This window comes from Paucibacter sp. PLA-PC-4 (assembly GCF_026241155.1).
Classification (GTDB): Bacteria; Pseudomonadota; Gammaproteobacteria; order Burkholderiales; family Burkholderiaceae_C; genus Roseateles_E.
This window is the reverse complement of record NZ_JAPFGP010000003.1, coordinates 235,208-252,646: the sequence shown is the minus strand read 5'-3', so window position 1 is coordinate 252,646 and position 17,439 is coordinate 235,208. Positions and strand designations below refer to the sequence as shown.

Genomic DNA, 17,439 nt, shown 5'->3' with positions numbered 1-17,439 from the left:
GGCTGGCAAGGATAGGAATCAGCCATCCGACCGCCTGCGAGCCTTTATACAGGTTTGTAGGCACTCGAAAGTAATCTCATGAAGACCTTCAGCGCCAAGCCGGCCGAAGTGACGCACGAGTGGTTTGTGATTGACGCCACCGATAAGGTGCTCGGACGTGTTGCCAGCGAAGTGGCACTCCGTTTGCGCGGCAAGCACAAGGCCATTTACACGCCTCACGTGGACACCGGCGATTTCATCGTCATCATCAACGCGGACAAGCTGCGCGTTACGGGCAACAAGGCCAATGACAAGGTGTACTACCGTCATTCGGGCTTCCCGGGCGGCATTTACGCCACCAAGTTCAAGGACATGCAAGCCAAGCACCCGGGCCGCGCCCTGGAAAAGGCTGTCAAGGGCATGCTGCCCAAGGGTCCGTTGGGTTACGCCATGGTGAAGAAGCTGAAGGTTTATGCAGGTGGTTCGCACCCGCACGCCGCTCAGCAGCCCAAGGCTCTGGAAATCTAAGGAGCGGTTGATGATCGGAAACTGGAACTATGGTACCGGCCGCCGCAAGTCGTCGGTCGCTCGCGTCTTCATGAAGAAGGGCACTGGCCAAATCATCGTCAACGGCAAGACCGTCGACGAGTATTTCGGCCGTCAGACCTCGATCATGGTCGTCAAGCAGCCGCTGATGTTGACCAACAACGGCGAAGCCTTCGACATCAAGATCAACGTCCACGGTGGCGGTGAGTCGGGTCAAGCCGGTGCTGCCCGTCACGGCATCACCCGTGCGCTGATCGACTATGACGCAGCCCTGAAGCCCGAACTGAGCCGCGCAGGCTTCGTCACGCGCGATGCGCGTGAAGTCGAGCGTAAGAAGGTCGGTCTGCACGGCGCGCGTCGTCGCAAGCAGTTCAGCAAGCGCTGATCCTCTGGCATGTCACTTCGGTGGCGTGTTGGCAACAAGGCCGCTGTGTTTTCGCAGCGGCCTTGTTTCATTTCTGGTCGCCCATAAATACCCTTGACGGTCATGGCTGCGCTGTTTGCGTAGACAATACTGCCCAGAACTAAACAATCAGGAAATCCTATGAGCGCTGTTCTCGAAACTCCCCTGGCCGGTGCCGACGAGATGCCGGTGCCGCTGATCTTCACCGACAGTGCGGCCGACAAGGTGCGCGATCTGGTCGCCGAGGAAGGCAATCCGGAACTTAAGCTGCGTGTCTTTGTGCAGGGCGGCGGCTGCTCGGGCTTCCAGTACGGTTTTACCTTCGATGAAGCCGTCAACGAGGACGACACCCAGATGAACAAAAATGGTGTCACGCTGCTGATCGATGCAATGAGCTTGCAGTATTTGGCTGGTGCCGAGATCGACTACAAGGAAGACCTGCAGGGTGCGCAGTTCGTGATCAAGAATCCGAACGCGACTACCACCTGCGGCTGCGGGTCCAGCTTCTCGGTCTGAGGCCTGTTGCTTGCAAAGTAGTAAAGCCGCCCTCGGGCGGCTTTACTACTTTTGAGCATGCCCGCTCAGGCAGGATGAAGCGCGCCGAGCAGTCGCGGCCCCACGGCGCCGGTCACGCTCGGCAGATTGCCCGGCAGTGCCTGGACAAAACGCTGGGCCAGCCAGGCGAATGCAGCAGCTTCGACCTGCATTGCCGGCAGCCCCCGGGCGGCGGTGTTCAGTACGGTCACGCCCGGCAGCAAGGCCTGCAGGCGCCGCATCAGCAGGCCGTTGAGCGCGCCCCCGCCGCAGACCAGCAGCTCGCTCGATGCTGGCCCATGACGGCGCAGGTCGTTGGTGATGCTGGCGGCGGTCAGCTCCAGCAGGGTGGCTTGCACGTCCTGGGCGGCTGCAAGCGGCGCATGGCGCGCGAGCAGTGCGGCCAGCCAGTCGGGATTGAACAAGTCGCGCCCGGTGCTGCGCGGTGGCGATAGCTGGAAATACGGTTCAGCCTGCATGGCCTGCAGGAGCTCGGGAAGTACTCTGCCTGTCGCCGCCCAGGCGCCATCGGCATCAAAGGCCTGGCCCAGTTGGCGTTCAACCCAGTGGTCCATCAGGCAGTTGCCCGGCCCGCAATCGAAGCCTCGGGTGCTGCCGTCGCCGGCCAGCAGGCTGATATTGCTGATGCCGCCGACATTCAGCACCGCGATATCGCGCCCGTCCTGTGCAAACAGTGCGCGATGGAAGGCCGGCACCAGCGGTGCACCCTGGCCGCCTGCAGCCAGATCGCGGCTGCGCAGATCGCTGATCACAGCGATGCCGCTCAACTCGGCCAGCAGGGCGCCGTTCAGGAGCTGTAAGGTGTAGCCGCAGCCATCAAACTCACCGGGCCGGTGCCGGATTGTTTGGCCATGGGCGCCCAGGGCGCGGATCTCACTGCGCTGGTGGCCGCTCTGGCTCAGCAGCGCATCGACCAGCTGTGCGTAGGAGCGGGCTACGCCGTTGGCAGCCAGTGCGCAGCGGTGGGCTTCGTTTTCTCCCGGCGTGTTCAGGGCCAGCAGTTCGGCGCGCAAGGCTGCATCAAAGGGTTGGTGGCTGTGGGCCAGCACGGTGATGCCGGAATCGAGGTGTGCCAGCACCGCATCGACACCGTCCAGCGAGGTGCCGGACATCAGTCCGATGAACAGATCGCCCATCAGGTCAGGGCTTCAATCGGCGCCGCTAACGCCCACGCCCATCGACTCGGCCGCCGACAACTGGCTCTTGACGCTTGCAACGGTCTGCTGGAATTGCGCCTTGGCGCTGGCCGGCAATGTGATTGCCTCCGAGGCGCGAGCGATCACGCGCGGATCCTGATGCTGACCCTTGACGCGGAATTCGAAATGCAGATGCGGGCCGGTTGCCCAGCCGGTGGCACCGACCGCGCCGATGCGTTGGCCCTGCTCGACGCGCTGGCCCTTCTTCACATCCATGCGGCTCAGGTGCGCGTACACCGTCTGGCGCTCCCCGGCATGACGGACATAGATGACGTTACCGAAACCGTTTTGCCAGCCAGCGAACTCGACCAAGCCGTCACCGACGGTGCGCACCGGCGTGCCGGTCGGCGCCCCGAAGTCGGTGCCCAGGTGGGCGCGCCACTTCTGCAAGATCGGGTGGAAGCGCATCGCGAAACCCGAGGTTACGCGCGAGAATTCCATCGGGCTGGCCAGGAAGGCGCGGCGCTTGCTCTGGCCATCGAAGCCGTAGAAATTGCCCTTGCCGCTGGCTGAGTCCTTGTACCAGACGGCCGAGTAGCTCTTGCCGTTGTTGACGAACTCGCCCGCGATCACGCGGCCGGCGGCCTGACCCCAGTTGATCGGCTCACCATCGGCGGTCATGCTTTCGAACACCACAGAGAAGCGATCGCCCTTGCGCAGCTCGCGGTGGAAGTCGATGTCGCCGGAGAACATATCGGCCATCTGCGAGGCGATCGCGTCGGGAATGCCGGCCTCGTCGGTGGCGACAAAGAGCGAGGAACGCACCACGCCGCTGCCCAGGCGGACCTGGCTTTGCAGCGGGGCGGTTTCCAGCTTGGCAATGAAGCCGTCGCCATCGCGCTGGATGCTCAGCCGGCTGAAGTGGGTGCTCTGCTGCTCGGCCAGCTCGGCCGGGAAACGCACGATCATCGACTGCACGGTGCCGGCGTCATCGGCGCTCAGCTGCACCATCTTGCCGACACGGCCCTGCAGGACGCGGCGGGCCAGCGGATCCTTACGCAGGAACTCGGCGGCCGCCGGATCGAAGGCGCCCATGCGGCGCAGCAGGGAATCGGCGGTGTCGCTGGCGCGGGTCACATCGTTGCGCACCAGCGAAAGCTGATGGCTGGCCAGGGCGCTCAGCTGTTCTTCCAGATCCAGGGTTTGGACCGGCTCGCTGATCAGCTGTCGGGGCAGGTCGGCGGCATTCGGCGCCAGCGGCGCAATACCGAACGCGGTGATGGCGAAGCCGCCCAGGAGGCCGACCACGGTGCCGGTCAGTGCCCGTGGGTGTCGGGCCGCGAAAGCTTCGGCGCCAGTCAGCGCCCGCTTCAGTTCCGTTTTCCAGTCTGTCACGCTCAAGATGCCCAAGCCCTGTTGTTGTGCCGGGCCGCACGCGGACTACCCGGCGTGGTCACCGGGGGTGTCCACTAGAATCTGGGGATTGCCCGACCACCCCATTTGGGGGGGATTTGGCAAAAACAGCGGCGAGTATAACGAGGCGAAAGCTGCGTGAACGCCAAGAAAACCCGATAAATCAAGGCTTTACCCTGGCCTGCGCACACAAAATTCCGAACATGTCCGAATCGCGAACACCCGAGACAGCCGCCCAGACCTCCGCAGCAGCCGCCGGTGCGACGCGTTATCCGGTCACTGACAAGGTGCGCGAGGCGATGGCGGTCTCGCTGCGCGGGGTTGAGGAGCTGCTGCCCGAGGCCGACTGGCTGCACAAGCTGGCCCGCTCGGAGGCTACCGGCGAGCCGCTGCGTATCAAGCTGGGCCTGGATCCGACCGCGCCCGACATCCATCTGGGCCACACCGTGGTGCTTAACAAGATGCGCCAGCTGCAGGACCTCGGGCACACGGTGATCTTCCTGATCGGCGACTTCACCTCGATGATCGGTGACCCCTCGGGCCGCAACGCCACCCGGCCGCCGCTGACACCCGAGCAGATCAAGCACAACGCCGAGACCTACTACCGCCAAGCCAGCCTGGTGCTCGATCCGGCCAAGACCGAGATCCGCTACAACAGCGAGTGGAGCGACCCATTGGGCGCGCGCGGAATGATCCAGCTGGCAGCCAAGTACACGATGGCGCGGATGATGGAGCGCGACGACTTCGCCAAGCGCTACGCCGCCCAGACGCCGATCTCGGTGCATGAGTTCCTGTACCCGCTGATGCAGGGCTATGACTCGGTGGCGCTGAAGAGCGATCTGGAACTGGGCGGCACCGACCAGAAATTCAATCTACTCATGGGTCGCCATCTGCAGCAGGAATATGGCCAGGAGCCGCAGTGCATCCTGACGATGCCGCTGCTGGAGGGGCTCGATGGCGTCGAGAAAATGTCCAAATCCAAGAACAACTATGTGGGCCTGACCGAGCCGGCCACGCAGATGTTCGCCAAGATTTTGTCGATCAGCGATGTGCAGATGTGGAAGTGGTTTCAACTGCTGAGCTTCAAGAGCCTGGACCAGATCGCTGCGCTGCGCGCCGAGACCGAGGCGGGGCGCAACCCCAAGGAAGCCAAGGTGTTGCTGGCCAAGGAGATCACCGCGCGCTTTCACGGCGCGGCAGCGGCCGACGAGGCCGAGGCCGACTTCAACAAGCGCGCCCAGGGCGGCATTCCCGATGACATCCCCGAGCTCAGCCTCAGTGGCGCGCCGCTGGGCATCGGCGGCCTGCTGAAGGCCGCCGGCCTGGTCAGCTCCGGCAGCGAGGGTCTGCGCATGGTGGAGCAGGGCGGTGTGCGCATCGATGGCGCCACCGTCAGCGACAAAGGCCTGAAGGTGGCTGCCGGCACCTTTGTGCTGCAGGTCGGCAAGCGCAAGTTTGCACGCGTCACGCTGGCCTGAGCCGGGCCTAGAGCCCAGCTCCCCGGCTCCCCTGCGGCTTTACACCGAGTAGGTGCTGGAGGCCGTGCGGCCGCCGCTGCCGGTCCAGTTGGTGTGGAAGAACTGTCCGCGCGGCTGGTCCACCCGTTCGTAGGTGTGGGCGCCGAAGTAATCGCGCTGGGCCTGCAGCAAATTGGCGGGCAGGCGGGCGCTGCGCAAGCTGTCGAAGAAGGCGAGCGCGCTGCTGAAGGCCGGCACTGGAATGCCCTTGGCCACGGCCGTGGTCACCACTTGCCGCCAGCCGGCCTCGCTTTTCTTGATGGCCTGCTCGAAGAAGGGCGCCATCAGCAGGTTCTGCAGCTGCGGGTCCTGCTCGAAGGCGGCCTTGATGTCGCCCAGGAAGGCGCTGCGGATGATGCAGCCGCCGCGCCACATGAGTGCGATGCCACCGTAGTTCAGTCGCCAGCCGTTTTGCTCGGCGGCGGCGGCCATCAGCATATAGCCCTGGGCATAGCTGATGATCTTGGAGGCATAGAGTGCCTGGCGGATCGCTTCGATGAAGGCAGCTCGTTCTGTATCCATCGTGCGGCTGGCGCCGCCGAAGACCTGGGCGGCCTGCATGCGCAGATCCTTCATCGCCGAAACACAGCGGCCGTATACCGCCTCGGCCATCAGCGTGATCGGGATGCCCAGATCGGCCGAGGAGATCACGGTCCATTTGCCGGTGCCCTTCTGGCCGGCGGTGTCCAGGATCTTGTCGACCAGTGGCGCACCGTCCGCGTCGGTCTTGGCCAGGATGTCGCGCGTGATCTCGATCAGGTAGGAGTCAAGCTCGCCGCGGTTCCAGTCGGCAAACACCGCGCTCATCTCGGCCGGCGTCATGCCCAGACCTTCGTGCATCAACTGGTAGGCCTCGCAGATCAGCTGCATATCGCCATACTCGATACCGTTGTGCACCATCTTGACGTAGTGACCGGCACCGCCTTCGCCGACCCAGTCGCAGCAGGGCGCCTGATGGCCGTCAGCGCCGCCCACCTTGGCCGCGATGGCCTGGAAGATGGGTTTCACATGCGGCCAGGCGGCTGCTGAGCCGCCGGGCATGATGCTGGGACCAAAGCGCGCCCCCTCCTCGCCGCCGGAGACGCCACTGCCGATATAGAGCAGGCCCTTGGACTCGACATACTTGACGCGCCGTGCGGTGTCGTCGAACAGCGAATTGCCGCCGTCGATGATGATGTCGCCCGGCTCCAGATGGGGCAGCAACTGCTCGATGAACTCGTCCACCGGGTTGCCGGCCTTGACCATCAGCATCACGCGACGCGGACGCTTAAGCAGGGCGACCATCTCCTCGATCGAGTGCGCACCGATCACCTTCGTGCCCTTGGCTTCGTGGGCCAGGAACTCGTCGACCTTGGCGGTGCTGCGGTTGTGGGCGACGACGGTGAAGCCGTGGTCGTTCATGTTCAGGATCAGGTTCTGGCCCATCACGGCCAGGCCGATCACTGCGATATCGGCTGGGGCTTGCATCGTTCTTGTCGGATCAAAAGGGCGTGATGGTAGGGCAGTCGGCAAAGCGGGTGTTGTCAACGGTCTTCAGGGCAGCCGCACGGGCCGCGGATAGGCGCCGGGCCGGGGCTCACGCAGAGGTCGGTCGTTCATCGCCTGTTGCAGCCAGGCGATCGCGGCGTCGAGCTGGGCGTCCTGGCCCTGGGCCGTAGCGCGGGGCGGGTTGTCCACCGGGATGTCGGGCTGCACGCCGCGGCCCTCGATGATGAACTGGCCATCGGCCAGCATCTGGCCCATCTCGGCCGCACGCATGATGCCGTTGTCCAGCAGCCGATTGCGGTCTGACAGCCAGACGCCAGCGCCCGAGGTGGTTTTGCCAATCGTCACCCCCAGACCCAGGCGCTTGAAGCCCTCGGCAAAGGTCTCGCCGTCCGAGTACGTCTGCTCGTTGATCAGTACCACCAGATGGCCGCGATAGGCTTGCTGCATATTGGCGAAGGGCTTGCTGTCCTCAGGCGAGCGGCGCTGCCAGTAGACCCAGGCGCGGCGCAGCAGCTTCTCGAGGATCCAGCTGTCGATATTGCCGCCGCCGTTGAAGCGTACATCGATGATCAGCCCCTCGCGCTCGCTGTGCGCGTAGAACTCGCGAGCAAAGTCGGCGATGTCGTTACGGCCCATCGCGCGCAGATGCAGATAGCCGATGCGGCCCTGGCCGGCGGCCTGTACCGCCTGGGCCCGGCCCTGGCGCCAGTCCTCGTAGCGCAGTTGGCGTTCGCGCAGTTGCGGCACCGGCGTGACGATGCGCTGATAGGCGCGGCCGTCGGCGCCATTCAGCGCCAGCAGCACCTGCTTGCCGGCCTGGCCGCGCAACAGTTCTGCGACGTCGGGGGCGGCGTCGGCCGGGCGGCCGTTGATGGCGGTGATCAGATCGCCCGGCTTGATTCCCAGGCCGGCCGCCGCCAGCGGACCGGCAGCGCCGGGTAGCTCGGGGTCGCTGCGGTAGATCTGTTCGATGCGCAGACCGCCGTCGACCTTGGCCAGTCGTGCGCCGAGACCGGCCAGGCCAGGCTCCTCGGTGCCGCTGCGCAGATCACCGGCGCCGATCTGGCTGTGCAGCGCGCCCAGCTCACCCACCATCTGGGCCATCAGCTCGGCCAGCTCGCCGCGCTCTGTGACGCGCTCGACCAGGGGCTCGTACTTGCGCCGCATCGCCGCCCAGTCGACCCCATGCATGTCTTTGTCGTAGAAATGGTCGCGCTGCAGGCGCCAGGCATCGGCGAACATCTGGCGCCACTCCGACCTGGGGTCGGTGGCGAGTTGCCAGTCGCTCCAGCGCACTTGGTGGCGGGCCAGCTCGGCGGGCAGCTTGGAGGTGGCCTCAAGCAGCAGGATTTCCGGTACGGCTGCCTGCGCCGCGCCACGCACCAGCATCAGCTTCTTGCCGTCGGCGCTCAGTGCGTACTCGCGCACATCGGCGGACACCGTCTCGGGCTTGGGCTCCTTGTCGTCGATGGCCAGGGTCTTCAGGCTGGTCTTGCGCTCGGTGCCGAGCTCGGCATCCAGCAGCCACAGTCGCTTGCCGTCGGTGCTTAGCGCGCTGTAGTTGCCTGCCGGCATCGGCACCTCGTACAGCCGGGCGGCCAGGCCATTCCACTCGATGGCCGGCAGCGCCGGCTTGGGTTGCGGCTTCGCGTCGGGCTTGGCTGCCTGTTTGGCCTGTGCCTTGGCTTCCGGTTTACCGTCGGGCTTCGCCTCGGGCTTGGCCAGCTCGTCCGGCACCGCGAAGGGAAAGCGCAGGCTCGGCTGCAGCGCCAGCGCGTATACCTTGCTGGCTCGGTCAAAGTAGGGGCCCATATTGCGATCCCCCCAGGGGCCCGGGTTGCCGATGACGGCGAACTCGCGCCGCGAGATGAAGTACAGCCAGCGGCCGTCCGGCGTGAAGGCTGGGAAGCCGCTCTCGTAACGTTCGCTGCTGAGTTTCTCGGTCTTGCCGTCGGCCAGCCGGTACAGCACCAGCTGCTCGCGGCCGGCGTTGCCGAAGGCCCGCGCGAATGCCACAGCCGTGCCGTCCGGCGACCAGGCCAGCCCCTCATGACCGCCGCCCACGCGGTTGTGGTCGATCAGGCGCGGCTCGGAGCTTGCGGCGCGCAGATCGCTGAGCCAGAGCCGGCCTTCCTTGTCGCTGTGCGCCAGCCAGCGGCCGTCGGGCGAGGCTGAGAGCTCTTGGCGCAAGGCGGTGGCACCGCGCGTCAGTTGCTCGGCCGGGCTCAGCCCGTTGGCGGCGAAACGCCAGACCTCGACCTCGCCGCTGAAATCGCAGAGCGCGAACACGCTCTTGCTGTCGGCGCTGAATTCGGCGTTGCGGCAGCGGCCATCGGCCGGCTGCGGCAGCTCGGCCCGGCGCAGCGCGCCCGTACCCTGGGTAGCCAGGCGGCCGCGAACGCCGAGCAGCATGCGCTCGCCATCCGGCGCAATGCGGGTCTGGGTCAGAAAGCTCTGAGGCTTGGCAATCCAGCGCTGGCGCTGCGCGTCGAAGTCACCGGCCAGGCGGATCTCGACCGGGCGGTCGTGGTGGCTGGCCAGATCGACGATGCGTAGATCGGCCCCCAGCGCATACGCCACGCGCTGGCCGTCGAGCGAGGCATGGCGGATGTCCCAGCCCTGGTGGCGAGTGTGCTGACGCAAATCCTGACCCTGTTCGTCGACCGACCAGAGATTGACCCTGCCGTCGCGGTCGGACAGAAATGCGATGCGCGCTCGGCCGGCGGCGTCGCGATAGGGCATGGGGCGGCTGTCGTTGTGGCCTTCGGGCAACAACGGCCGGGCCTCGGCTCGGCTGTCCAGATCAAGCACCCACAGCCGCGCAATTGCGCCGCCGCGGTACAGGCGGGCGTTGTCGCCTCGCAGGCCGTTGCGGGTGAAGTACAGGCGTTTGCCATCGGCGCTTAGCGCGCCATCGCTGGCCTGGGCCACCGGCAGCGCGCGCCGAGCCAAGGTCGTGGGATCGACTGCATAGAGCTGGCTGACCGGCTGGCCGCTTTGCGACGGTCCGGTGTAGAGCAGCTCGCCTTTCGGGCCGAAGCCCCAAACGCGCAGGCCCACGCCTTCCCAGCTCAGCCGCTTGGGCAGGCCGCCCTGGGCCGGCATCAGATAGATGTCGCCGCCGTTGCCCATGGCGCCGTCGTACTGGCCGACAAAGGCCAGCCACTGGCCATCAGGCGATACCACCGGCGAGCTCTCAGTGCCCGGGTGGGTGCTCAGCCGCTCGGCGCGGCCGCCGCTGGCCGCCACTCGCCATAAATCGCCCTCGGCCACCAGATAGAGCGCCTCGCCCTGCAAGGCCGGCTGGCGGTAGAAGCCCTGCGTGCTGGTCGGGTTTTGGGCATGGACCTGGGCGGCCACGCCGAGCGAAAGCAGCAGCGCATGGCGCAGGGAAAACGAGCGAAGCATGGGTCTCCTTGTCGGATCGCAGGTCGGTGGCCCGCGATTCTGGAGCATCCTGGCGCTTCAGCGGTTCGTCACACCGGCTGCGACATGGCCCGAGGGCACATGGGCCGAGGCGTTGGCGATATGGCCGGCCTGGTCGTCGAAGAAGAAATCGGGCTCGAACTCGCGCAGGAACTCGCCCTTGGGCAGGCCGCCGAGGAACATCGCCTCGTCGACCTCGATGCGCCAGTCCATCAGGGTGCGCAACGCTCGCTCATGGGCCGGGGCGCTGCGTGCGGTGACCAGAGCGGTGCGCACCGTCATTGCATCGGTCTTGTCCTGCTGAAGGCCGTGCAGGGCGGCCAGCACCGGCTTGAACGGGCCGGCGGCCAGCGGCGTCAGCACGCGCTCGCGCTCATGCGCCTGGAAGGCGTCCAGGCCGCCGGCCTGGAAGACCCGCTCAGCCTCGTCGGAGAACAGCACGGCGTCGCCGTCGAAGGCAATGCGAAGCTCGTGGGGATGGGCGTCCGAGGCATGGGCAGACAGCGGCAGCACCCGTGCGGCAGCCACACCGGCCGCCAACGCCGAGCGCACATCGGCCTCGTTGGCGGACAGGAAGAGCTGGGCCTTCAGCGGGCGCAAGTAGCGCCAGGGCGACTCACCGCGGGTGAACACGCCGCGCTCGATCTTCAGACCGTAATGCTGGGCCGAGCGGAACACCCGCATGCCCGAGATCGGGTCATTGCGAGACAGCACAACGACCTCGACCCGCGTCCCCGCTGCGGTGTTGAAGCCGAGCAACTTGCGCACCAGCGAGAAGGCCACGCCCGGCTTGGCCGGGAGGTCCAGGCGCTGCTGCTGCAGCTGCATGTAGGCGCGGTCATCGCCGTCTTCGAAGAATTGGTTCTCTTCCTCGAAATCAAACAGCGCGCGCGATGAGATGGCGACGACCAGCTGGCCGTCCAGATTTGCAGGCATGACCCATCATAGAGGGGTCATGCTGGCCGATCCTCGGTTTCAGTGGGTGAAGCCGATGGTCTTACGCTTGAGCCCAGGCTCGGGCAAGTCCTCGCACAGCACGGTGGCGCGCTTGGCCAGCTTGGCGTTCCCGAAGGCCGTCATCCAGGCGCGCCGCATCTCCCGGGGCGCCAGCTCGGCCATGCGGTCCAGCAGTGTGGCGCTGGGCGCCTCGTCGAAGCGCCTGCCCCAGTCGTGCTGTTCACGAATAGCGTTGTAGAGCCGGGCCGCGATGGCGCGGGCCGCCGCGAAGTCGGGCGCCTGCACCTCGTAGACATTGACGCGGTTCAGGATGGGGTCAGGTATTGCGCGGGCGTCGTTGGCGGTAGCGACCCAGATCACCTGGCTCGCGTCGACCGCGATCTCGGCGAACTCGTCGGTGAAGCTGCCGGCCGTGTCGTGTTCGAGCAGGCTGTAGAGCGAGCCCAACGGGTCGTAGCTGACCTCGCCGCCGGCCTTGTCAATCTCATCGACTACCATCACCGGATTCGCATAGTCGCCGTCGATCAGGGCTTCGAAGACCTTACCGGGCCGCGCGCCCTTCCACTGGCTGGACGCGCCCGATAAGACCCAGCCGGCGGTCAGCGAGCTCATCGAGATGAAGCCCATGCCGGTGCCCAGCAGCTGGGCGATCTGGCGGGCGAAATGGGTCTTTCCTATGCCCGGCGGGCCCAAGAGCAGCAGCGGGGTGATCTCCAGCGGGTCACCGCTGTCTTCGCACAGCGCGATCTGGCGGCGCACATCGTCGAGCACCTCATGAAAATTGGGCAGTTCCTCGTAGAGCGAGGCCATGGCCGGCAGACCTGAGGGCTTGACCTGGAAGCGCTGAGGGCCCTTGTCCAGCATGCGCTGGTAGGTATTGCGCAAGGGCTCGTGGTCGCGTTCGGGCAGCTTGGCGAGCTTTTGCTCGACCTCGTGGACGCTGAACACACTGCGCATTTGCGCAATCGGGATGCGGGGCGCCACACAGGCGATGGCGTGAGAGCTGCTCATGAACCGACTCCAGGCCCTGAACCGCAGGGCTCGGGTCTATTCAAGCAAACAGTGGGCCACTGTGCGCATCGAGAAAAGCCCCGATTGCCCAATAGTTCACCGTTCAGTTTCTCATTTGACCCAAGTATTGAGCTGGATGATGGGCAGCAGCACGGCCAGCACGATCAGCATCACGATGGCGCCCATCGCGACGATCAGCAGCGGCTCCAGTATCGTCGCGGCTGCCATCGCCCGACGCTGCACCTCGGTGCCAAGCTGGCGGGCGGCGCGTTCCAGCATCTGCGGCAGCGAGCCGGTCTGCTCGCCCAGCCGGGCGAACATCGCGAGGATGCCCGGGAAGCGCTTCTTGCCGGCAAGTGCCGAGCCCAGCGGCGCGCCCTCGCGCACCTGTACCAGCGCGTCCAGCGCGTCGGCCCGCATCGCGCGGTTGCCCAGGGTCTCGGCCGCTGCCTGCAGGGCCTTCAGAATCGGCACGCCGGCGCCGGCCAGCATCGCCAGCGTGCTGGCGAAGCGCGCCGCGTTGTAGCCGCGCGCAAGCCGGCCGATCAGCGGCACGCCCAGCATCGCCGCATCGAAGCGTTCACGAAACGCTTGGTTGCGCAGCATCCACGATAACCCACTAAAACCGACCACCAGGGCCGCTAGCACGGCCCAGCCCCATTGGCGCACGAAGTCGCTGATCGCCAACATCGCGACGGTCAGAAAGGGCAGGGCGCGCTTGGAGCCGGTGAAGACGGTGGCGATCTGCGGCACAACATAGGTGACCAGAAAGATCACGATGACGACGGCGATCAGCGAGACGATGGCCGGGTAGGCCATCGCGCCGATCAGCTTGGCGCGCAGGTTCTGGCGTTCCTCCAGATCGTCGGCCAGGCGCTCCAGCACCATGCCCAGCGCCCCACTTTGTTCGCCGGCCGCGACGACCGCGCGGTAGACCTCGTCGAACTCGCGGGGCGCGGTGGCCAGCGCGCGCGCAAAGGTGGCGCCGGCGTTGACCTCGGCCTTCAGCTGGGCCAGTAGTTCGGCAATGCGCTGATCCTCGCTCTCGTCGGCCAGCGCGGTCAGCGCCCGCTCGATCGGCAGGCCGGAGCCGACCAGGCCGGCCAGTTGGCGGGTCCAGACCGACAGCGCGGTGGCGCTGAGCACACGCCGGCTCCAGCGGCTGCCATGGCCCTCCTGCCCTTGCTGTTCAACCGACTGCACACTCAGCGGCACCAGCGCTTGAGCGCGCAGCTGAGCCCGTGCTGCGCGCGCGCTGTCGGCCTCAAGCAGACCGGTGCTGCTGCGGCCGGCGGCGTTCAGGGCTTCGTATTTGAAGGCTGGCATGTCAGTGCCCGCCCGGCCGCCCGAAGGGCACTGAGCGCCCCCTAGGGGGGCAGCGAACGAAGTGAGCGTGGGGGCGTGTACTCATGCTCAGTCGCGGGTCACACGAAGAACCTCTTCGGCAGAGGTGATGCCGGCATTGATCAGCCGCTCGCCATCCTCGCGCATCGAGCGCAGGCCCTTGGTTCGCGCCACCGCCTGCAGCTCGCTCTCGGCGCTGCGCTGATGAATCAGCGCACGCAACTCGTCATCCACCACCATCAGCTCGTAGACCCCGGTGCGGCCCTTGTAGCCGGTCTGCCCGCAGGCCGGGCAACCGACCGGATGCCAGCGCCCATCGGAGCCCTGACGCTTGCAATTGCCGCAGAGCTTTCGCACCAGGCGCTGGGCCTGCACGCCCAGCAGGCTGGAGCTCAGCAAGAAGGGCTCGACTCCCATGTCCATCAGTCGCGTGACCGCGCTGGGCGCGTCATTGGTGTGCAGCGTAGCCAGCACAAGGTGTCCGGTGAGCGAGGCCTGAATAGCGATCTGGGCTGTCTCGTAGTCGCGGATCTCGCCAATCATGATGACGTCTGGATCCTGGCGCAGGATGGCGCGCAGGGCCTTCGCGAAAGTCAGGTCGATCTTGGTGTTGACCTGGGTCTGGCCAATGCCGCCGAGCTCGTACTCGATCGGGTCCTCAACCGTCAGCACATTGGTCGTGCTGGTGTCCACCGTCTGCAGCGAGGCATAGAGGCTGGTGGTCTTGCCCGAGCCTGTCGGGCCGGTCACCAGCACGATGCCGTGTGGCTGCTGAACTAGATGCTGGAAAGCGCTCAACACATCGCCGCTCATGCCTAAGCCTTCGAGCGTGAACTTCGATTCGCTCTTGTCCAGCAGGCGCAGCACCGCGCGCTCGCCATGGGCCGAGGGCAGGGTGGAAACGCGCACATCGATGGCACGGCCGCCGATGCGCAGCGATATGCGGCCGTCTTGCGGCAATCGCTTCTCGGCAATGTCCAGCTCGGCCATGATTTTCAGCCGCGATATCAGCGCGGCATGCAGACCGCGGTTGGGCTGCACGACCTCACGCAAGGTGCCGTCGACCCGGAAGCGCACCGAGCTGGCGCGCTCGTAGGGCTCGATATGGATGTCGCTGGCGCCGTCCTTGGCGGCCTGGGTCAGCAGGGCATTGAGCATGCGAATGATCGGCGCGTCGTTGGCCGCTTCCAGCAGATCCTCGACGGCCGGCAGGTCCTGCATCATGCGGCTCAGGTCAACCGCGCTCTCGACCTCGCCGACCACGACGGCCGCGCTCGACTCACTTCCCGCATAGGCTCGGTTAATGCGCTCGGCGAGGCTGGCCTGGGCCTCATGCTCCATGCGATCGATGGTGTACAGACGCTGCACCTCGGACAGCGCTGCCAGAGTCACCACTGGCGGCGCCCACAGCACCAGCTGGGCGCCGTCGTCCTCCAGCAGCACCGTGTGGGTGCGCGCGAAGGCGTAGGGGAGGGGGTGACGGATCGCCATCGCTCAGTCCGTCTTGCCTTGCTGGGGTACCGCCGGTTGCGCACCCGGCAGGATGGGCAGCACTGGCGCGCCGGTGTCGGGCAATACCGGGCTCGGTGCGGGCTGGGCGTTTTGCTGCAGCGCGCGTATCGACTCGTAGCGGTCCAGGGTCACCTGATCGGCGCCGAGCTGATTGCGCAGCACCACCGGGCGCAGGAAAACCAGCAAGTTGGTCTTGATGCGCTTGCGGTTCTCACCCTTGAACAAGCTGCCCAGCAGCGGGATATTGCCCAGACCCGGCACCTTGTCCTCGCCGTCGCTGTATTCGTCCTTCATCAGACCGCCCAGCACGATGATCTGGCCGTCGTCGGCCAGCACCGTGGTTTCGATCGAGCTCTTATCGGTCGTCGGGCCGGCGCTGTTGGTGACGCCTTGCACCACCGACGAATTCTCCTGGTAGATCACCATGCGCACCGTGCCACCCTCTCCGACCTGGCTCTTGATGCGCAGGGTCAGGCCAACATCCTTTCGCTCGATGGTCTGGAAGGGGTTGACCGTGCCGCCGGTGCCCGCGCCGGTGTTGGTGAAGGAGCCGGTGATGAAGGGCACGTTCTGGCCGATCACGATCTTGGCCTCCTCGTTGTCCAGCGCCACCAGGTTGGGTGTGGAGAGGATGTTGGCGCCGGTCTGTGTCTCCAGGAAGTTGGCGATGGCGCCCAGCGTGTAGAAATCGCTGACTCTCTTCAACACGCCGATATTCAGGCCCTGGTTGACGCCGCCGGCGACCGCTGTGCCGATGGCGGTGCGCCCACCGGCCGTTGCGGCCGAGAGGTTGACGATATTGGAATTGCCGCTGCCGAAGTTGGTGCCTAGACCTGAAATGGTTTTGTCGCCGTCCTTGCCGAACAGGCTTTGCCATTGCACGCCGAACTGCCCAGTCTTGTTGGCATCGACCTTGACGATCATCGACTCCACATAGATCTGGGCGCGCCGGCCGTCGAGCTGGTCGATCACCGCACGCACCTGGCGGTACAGCGGCTCGGCGGCGGTGATGATCAGCGAGTTGGTCGACGGATCGGCCTGGATGAAGCCACCGGTCGATGGCCCCGCAGAGGCGCTGACCGGCGAGCTCGAGGCTGTTGAGCCGCCGCTGCCTATGCTGCTGTTTGATCCGCTGCCGGTGGCGCTGATGGTGCCCTGGGCGGCCGGTGTCAGCTGAGCATTGTTGGTGGAACTGCCGGTGCTGCTACTGCCGCCGCCGCCCGCGCCACCGAAGGCGGCGCGCAGCACCACGGCCAGCTTGGCGGCCTCGGCGTTCTTCAGATGCACGACGCGGATGCCCGGCGCGTCGCCGTCTGGCAGGGGCTGGTCGAGCTTTGCAATGGTTGCGCGCGCGCTAGCCAGCCGGGCCGGATTGGCCGCGCGCAGTATCAGTGCATTGCTGCGCGGGTCGACCAGCACGCTCAGCGATCCGCTCGCCTGGCCGGGCGCGCCCGCGACGGCGCTGCTGCCGCTCTCGCCGAGCTTTTGCACCAGGGCCGCGATGTCAACGGCCAAGGCATGCTTGAGCGGCACGACCTCGATATCGGTGCTGGACGGCGTGTCCATTGCCGCGATGATGCGCGTGAGCCGCTGCAGGTTCTCGGCGTAATCGGTGATCACCAGGCTGTTGTTGCCAGGGTTTGCATTGATGGTGTTGTTGGGGCTGATCAGCGGGCGCAGCACGGCCACCAGATTGTTGGCGTTCTCGTGATTGAGCTTGTAGATCTGGGTCATCACTTGGTCGCCGCGCTGGCTGCTGCTGCCCACCGCTACCGCGCCGGTCTGCAGTTTTGCGTCGGCCTCGGGCACGACCTTGTAGAGGCCGCCGGCCTCGACCACCGTGAAGCCCAGGCCTCGCAGTCCCGCCAGATAGCTCAGATAGGCCTCGCGCACGCTCAGCGGCTGCTCGCTGTAGAGCGTGATCACGCCCTTGACGCGCGGGTCGATGACGAACTGGCGGTCCATCATCACGCCAATGGCCCGCGTCACGGCTTCGATATCGGCATTGACGAAGTTCAGCGTCACCGGGGTCTGGGCCTTCAGCGCTGGGCCGCGCGCGGCCGCGTTAGTTGCCTGAGCCTGCGCCGGCGCAGCAGCGGCCAGGGCCAGCAGGGCCAGCAGCGGAAGGAGCCGGTGTTTCTTGATCATCTCA

13 protein-coding genes are annotated in these 17,439 nt (G+C 66.1%); 4 read left to right on the top strand and 9 right to left on the bottom strand.

Annotated features, from left to right (window positions below; all coding sequences use genetic code 11):
• Positions 1 to 78: 78 nt before the first annotated feature.
• The 3 genes from rplM (at position 79) to erpA (ending at position 1,444) form a co-directional block, all read left to right on the top strand.
• Positions 79 to 507 (top strand): 50S ribosomal protein L13, encoded by a 429-nt coding sequence (rplM, locus tag OOZ63_RS06175; protein ID WP_137941462.1) that lies wholly within the window; start codon positions 79 to 81, stop codon positions 505 to 507.
• Positions 508 to 517: 10 nt separating this feature from the next.
• A complete protein-coding gene (gene rpsI, locus OOZ63_RS06170) occupies positions 518 to 910 on the top strand; it encodes a 30S ribosomal protein S9 (protein ID WP_137941463.1) in 393 nt (130 codons plus the stop codon).
• Positions 911 to 1,069: 159 nt separating this feature from the next.
• Positions 1,070 to 1,444 (top strand): iron-sulfur cluster insertion protein ErpA, encoded by a 375-nt coding sequence (gene erpA, locus OOZ63_RS06165; protein WP_137941464.1) that lies wholly within the window; start codon positions 1,070 to 1,072, stop codon positions 1,442 to 1,444.
• A 65-nt stretch (positions 1,445 to 1,509) separates the two neighbouring features.
• Here erpA and OOZ63_RS06160 read toward each other — a convergent pair whose 3' ends face one another.
• Together OOZ63_RS06160 and OOZ63_RS06155 are read right to left on the bottom strand one after the other, a co-directional pair.
• Positions 1,510 to 2,622, bottom strand: coding sequence for an anhydro-N-acetylmuramic acid kinase (locus OOZ63_RS06160; RefSeq protein WP_266004719.1), 1,113 nt, complete (start codon positions 2,620 to 2,622; stop codon positions 1,510 to 1,512).
• A 9-nt stretch (positions 2,623 to 2,631) separates the two neighbouring features.
• Positions 2,632 to 4,014, bottom strand: coding sequence for a M23 family metallopeptidase (locus tag OOZ63_RS06155; protein ID WP_266004718.1), 1,383 nt, complete (start codon positions 4,012 to 4,014; stop codon positions 2,632 to 2,634).
• Positions 4,015 to 4,235: 221 nt separating this feature from the next.
• On the opposite strand from OOZ63_RS06155, the gene tyrS reads away from it, so the two are divergent.
• Positions 4,236 to 5,510 carry a tyrosine--tRNA ligase gene (gene tyrS / locus OOZ63_RS06150; RefSeq protein ID WP_416234694.1) on the top strand — a complete coding sequence of 425 codons (1,275 nt, stop codon included), beginning with the start codon at positions 4,236 to 4,238 and terminating at the stop codon, positions 5,508 to 5,510.
• Positions 5,511 to 5,549: 39 nt separating this feature from the next.
• On the opposite strand, the gene gnd is transcribed toward tyrS, so the two are convergent.
• From gnd to gspD, 7 genes are all read right to left on the bottom strand, one after another.
• Positions 5,550 to 7,016 (bottom strand): decarboxylating NADP(+)-dependent phosphogluconate dehydrogenase, encoded by a 1,467-nt coding sequence (gene gnd / locus OOZ63_RS06145; RefSeq protein ID WP_266004543.1) that lies wholly within the window; start codon positions 7,014 to 7,016, stop codon positions 5,550 to 5,552.
• 66 nt (positions 7,017 to 7,082) lie between these two features.
• Positions 7,083 to 10,445, bottom strand: a complete 3,363-nt coding sequence (locus OOZ63_RS06140; RefSeq protein WP_266004542.1) for a S41 family peptidase — start codon at positions 10,443 to 10,445, stop codon at positions 7,083 to 7,085.
• 57 nt (positions 10,446 to 10,502) lie between these two features.
• Entirely contained in the window at positions 10,503 to 11,399 is an 897-nt protein-coding gene (locus tag OOZ63_RS06135) for a 5'-nucleotidase (RefSeq protein ID WP_266004541.1), read from the bottom strand.
• 39 nt (positions 11,400 to 11,438) lie between these two features.
• Positions 11,439 to 12,431 carry an AAA family ATPase gene (locus OOZ63_RS06130; protein WP_266004540.1) on the bottom strand — a complete coding sequence of 331 codons (993 nt, stop codon included), beginning with the start codon at positions 12,429 to 12,431 and terminating at the stop codon, positions 11,439 to 11,441.
• A 111-nt stretch (positions 12,432 to 12,542) separates the two neighbouring features.
• On the bottom strand, positions 12,543 to 13,757 hold the full coding sequence (gene gspF, locus OOZ63_RS06125) for a type II secretion system inner membrane protein GspF (RefSeq protein ID WP_266004539.1): 1,215 nt from the start codon (positions 13,755 to 13,757) through the stop codon (positions 12,543 to 12,545).
• Positions 13,758 to 13,844: 87 nt separating this feature from the next.
• Positions 13,845 to 15,260: a type II secretion system ATPase GspE gene (gene gspE, locus OOZ63_RS06120; RefSeq protein WP_323055727.1), complete on the bottom strand. Its 1,416-nt coding sequence runs from the start codon at positions 15,258 to 15,260 to the stop codon at positions 13,845 to 13,847.
• A gap of 9 nt (positions 15,261 to 15,269) precedes the next feature.
• Positions 15,270 to 17,435 (bottom strand): type II secretion system secretin GspD, encoded by a 2,166-nt coding sequence (gene gspD, locus OOZ63_RS06115; protein ID WP_266004537.1) that lies wholly within the window; start codon positions 17,433 to 17,435, stop codon positions 15,270 to 15,272.
• Positions 17,436 to 17,439: the final 4 nt, after the last annotated feature.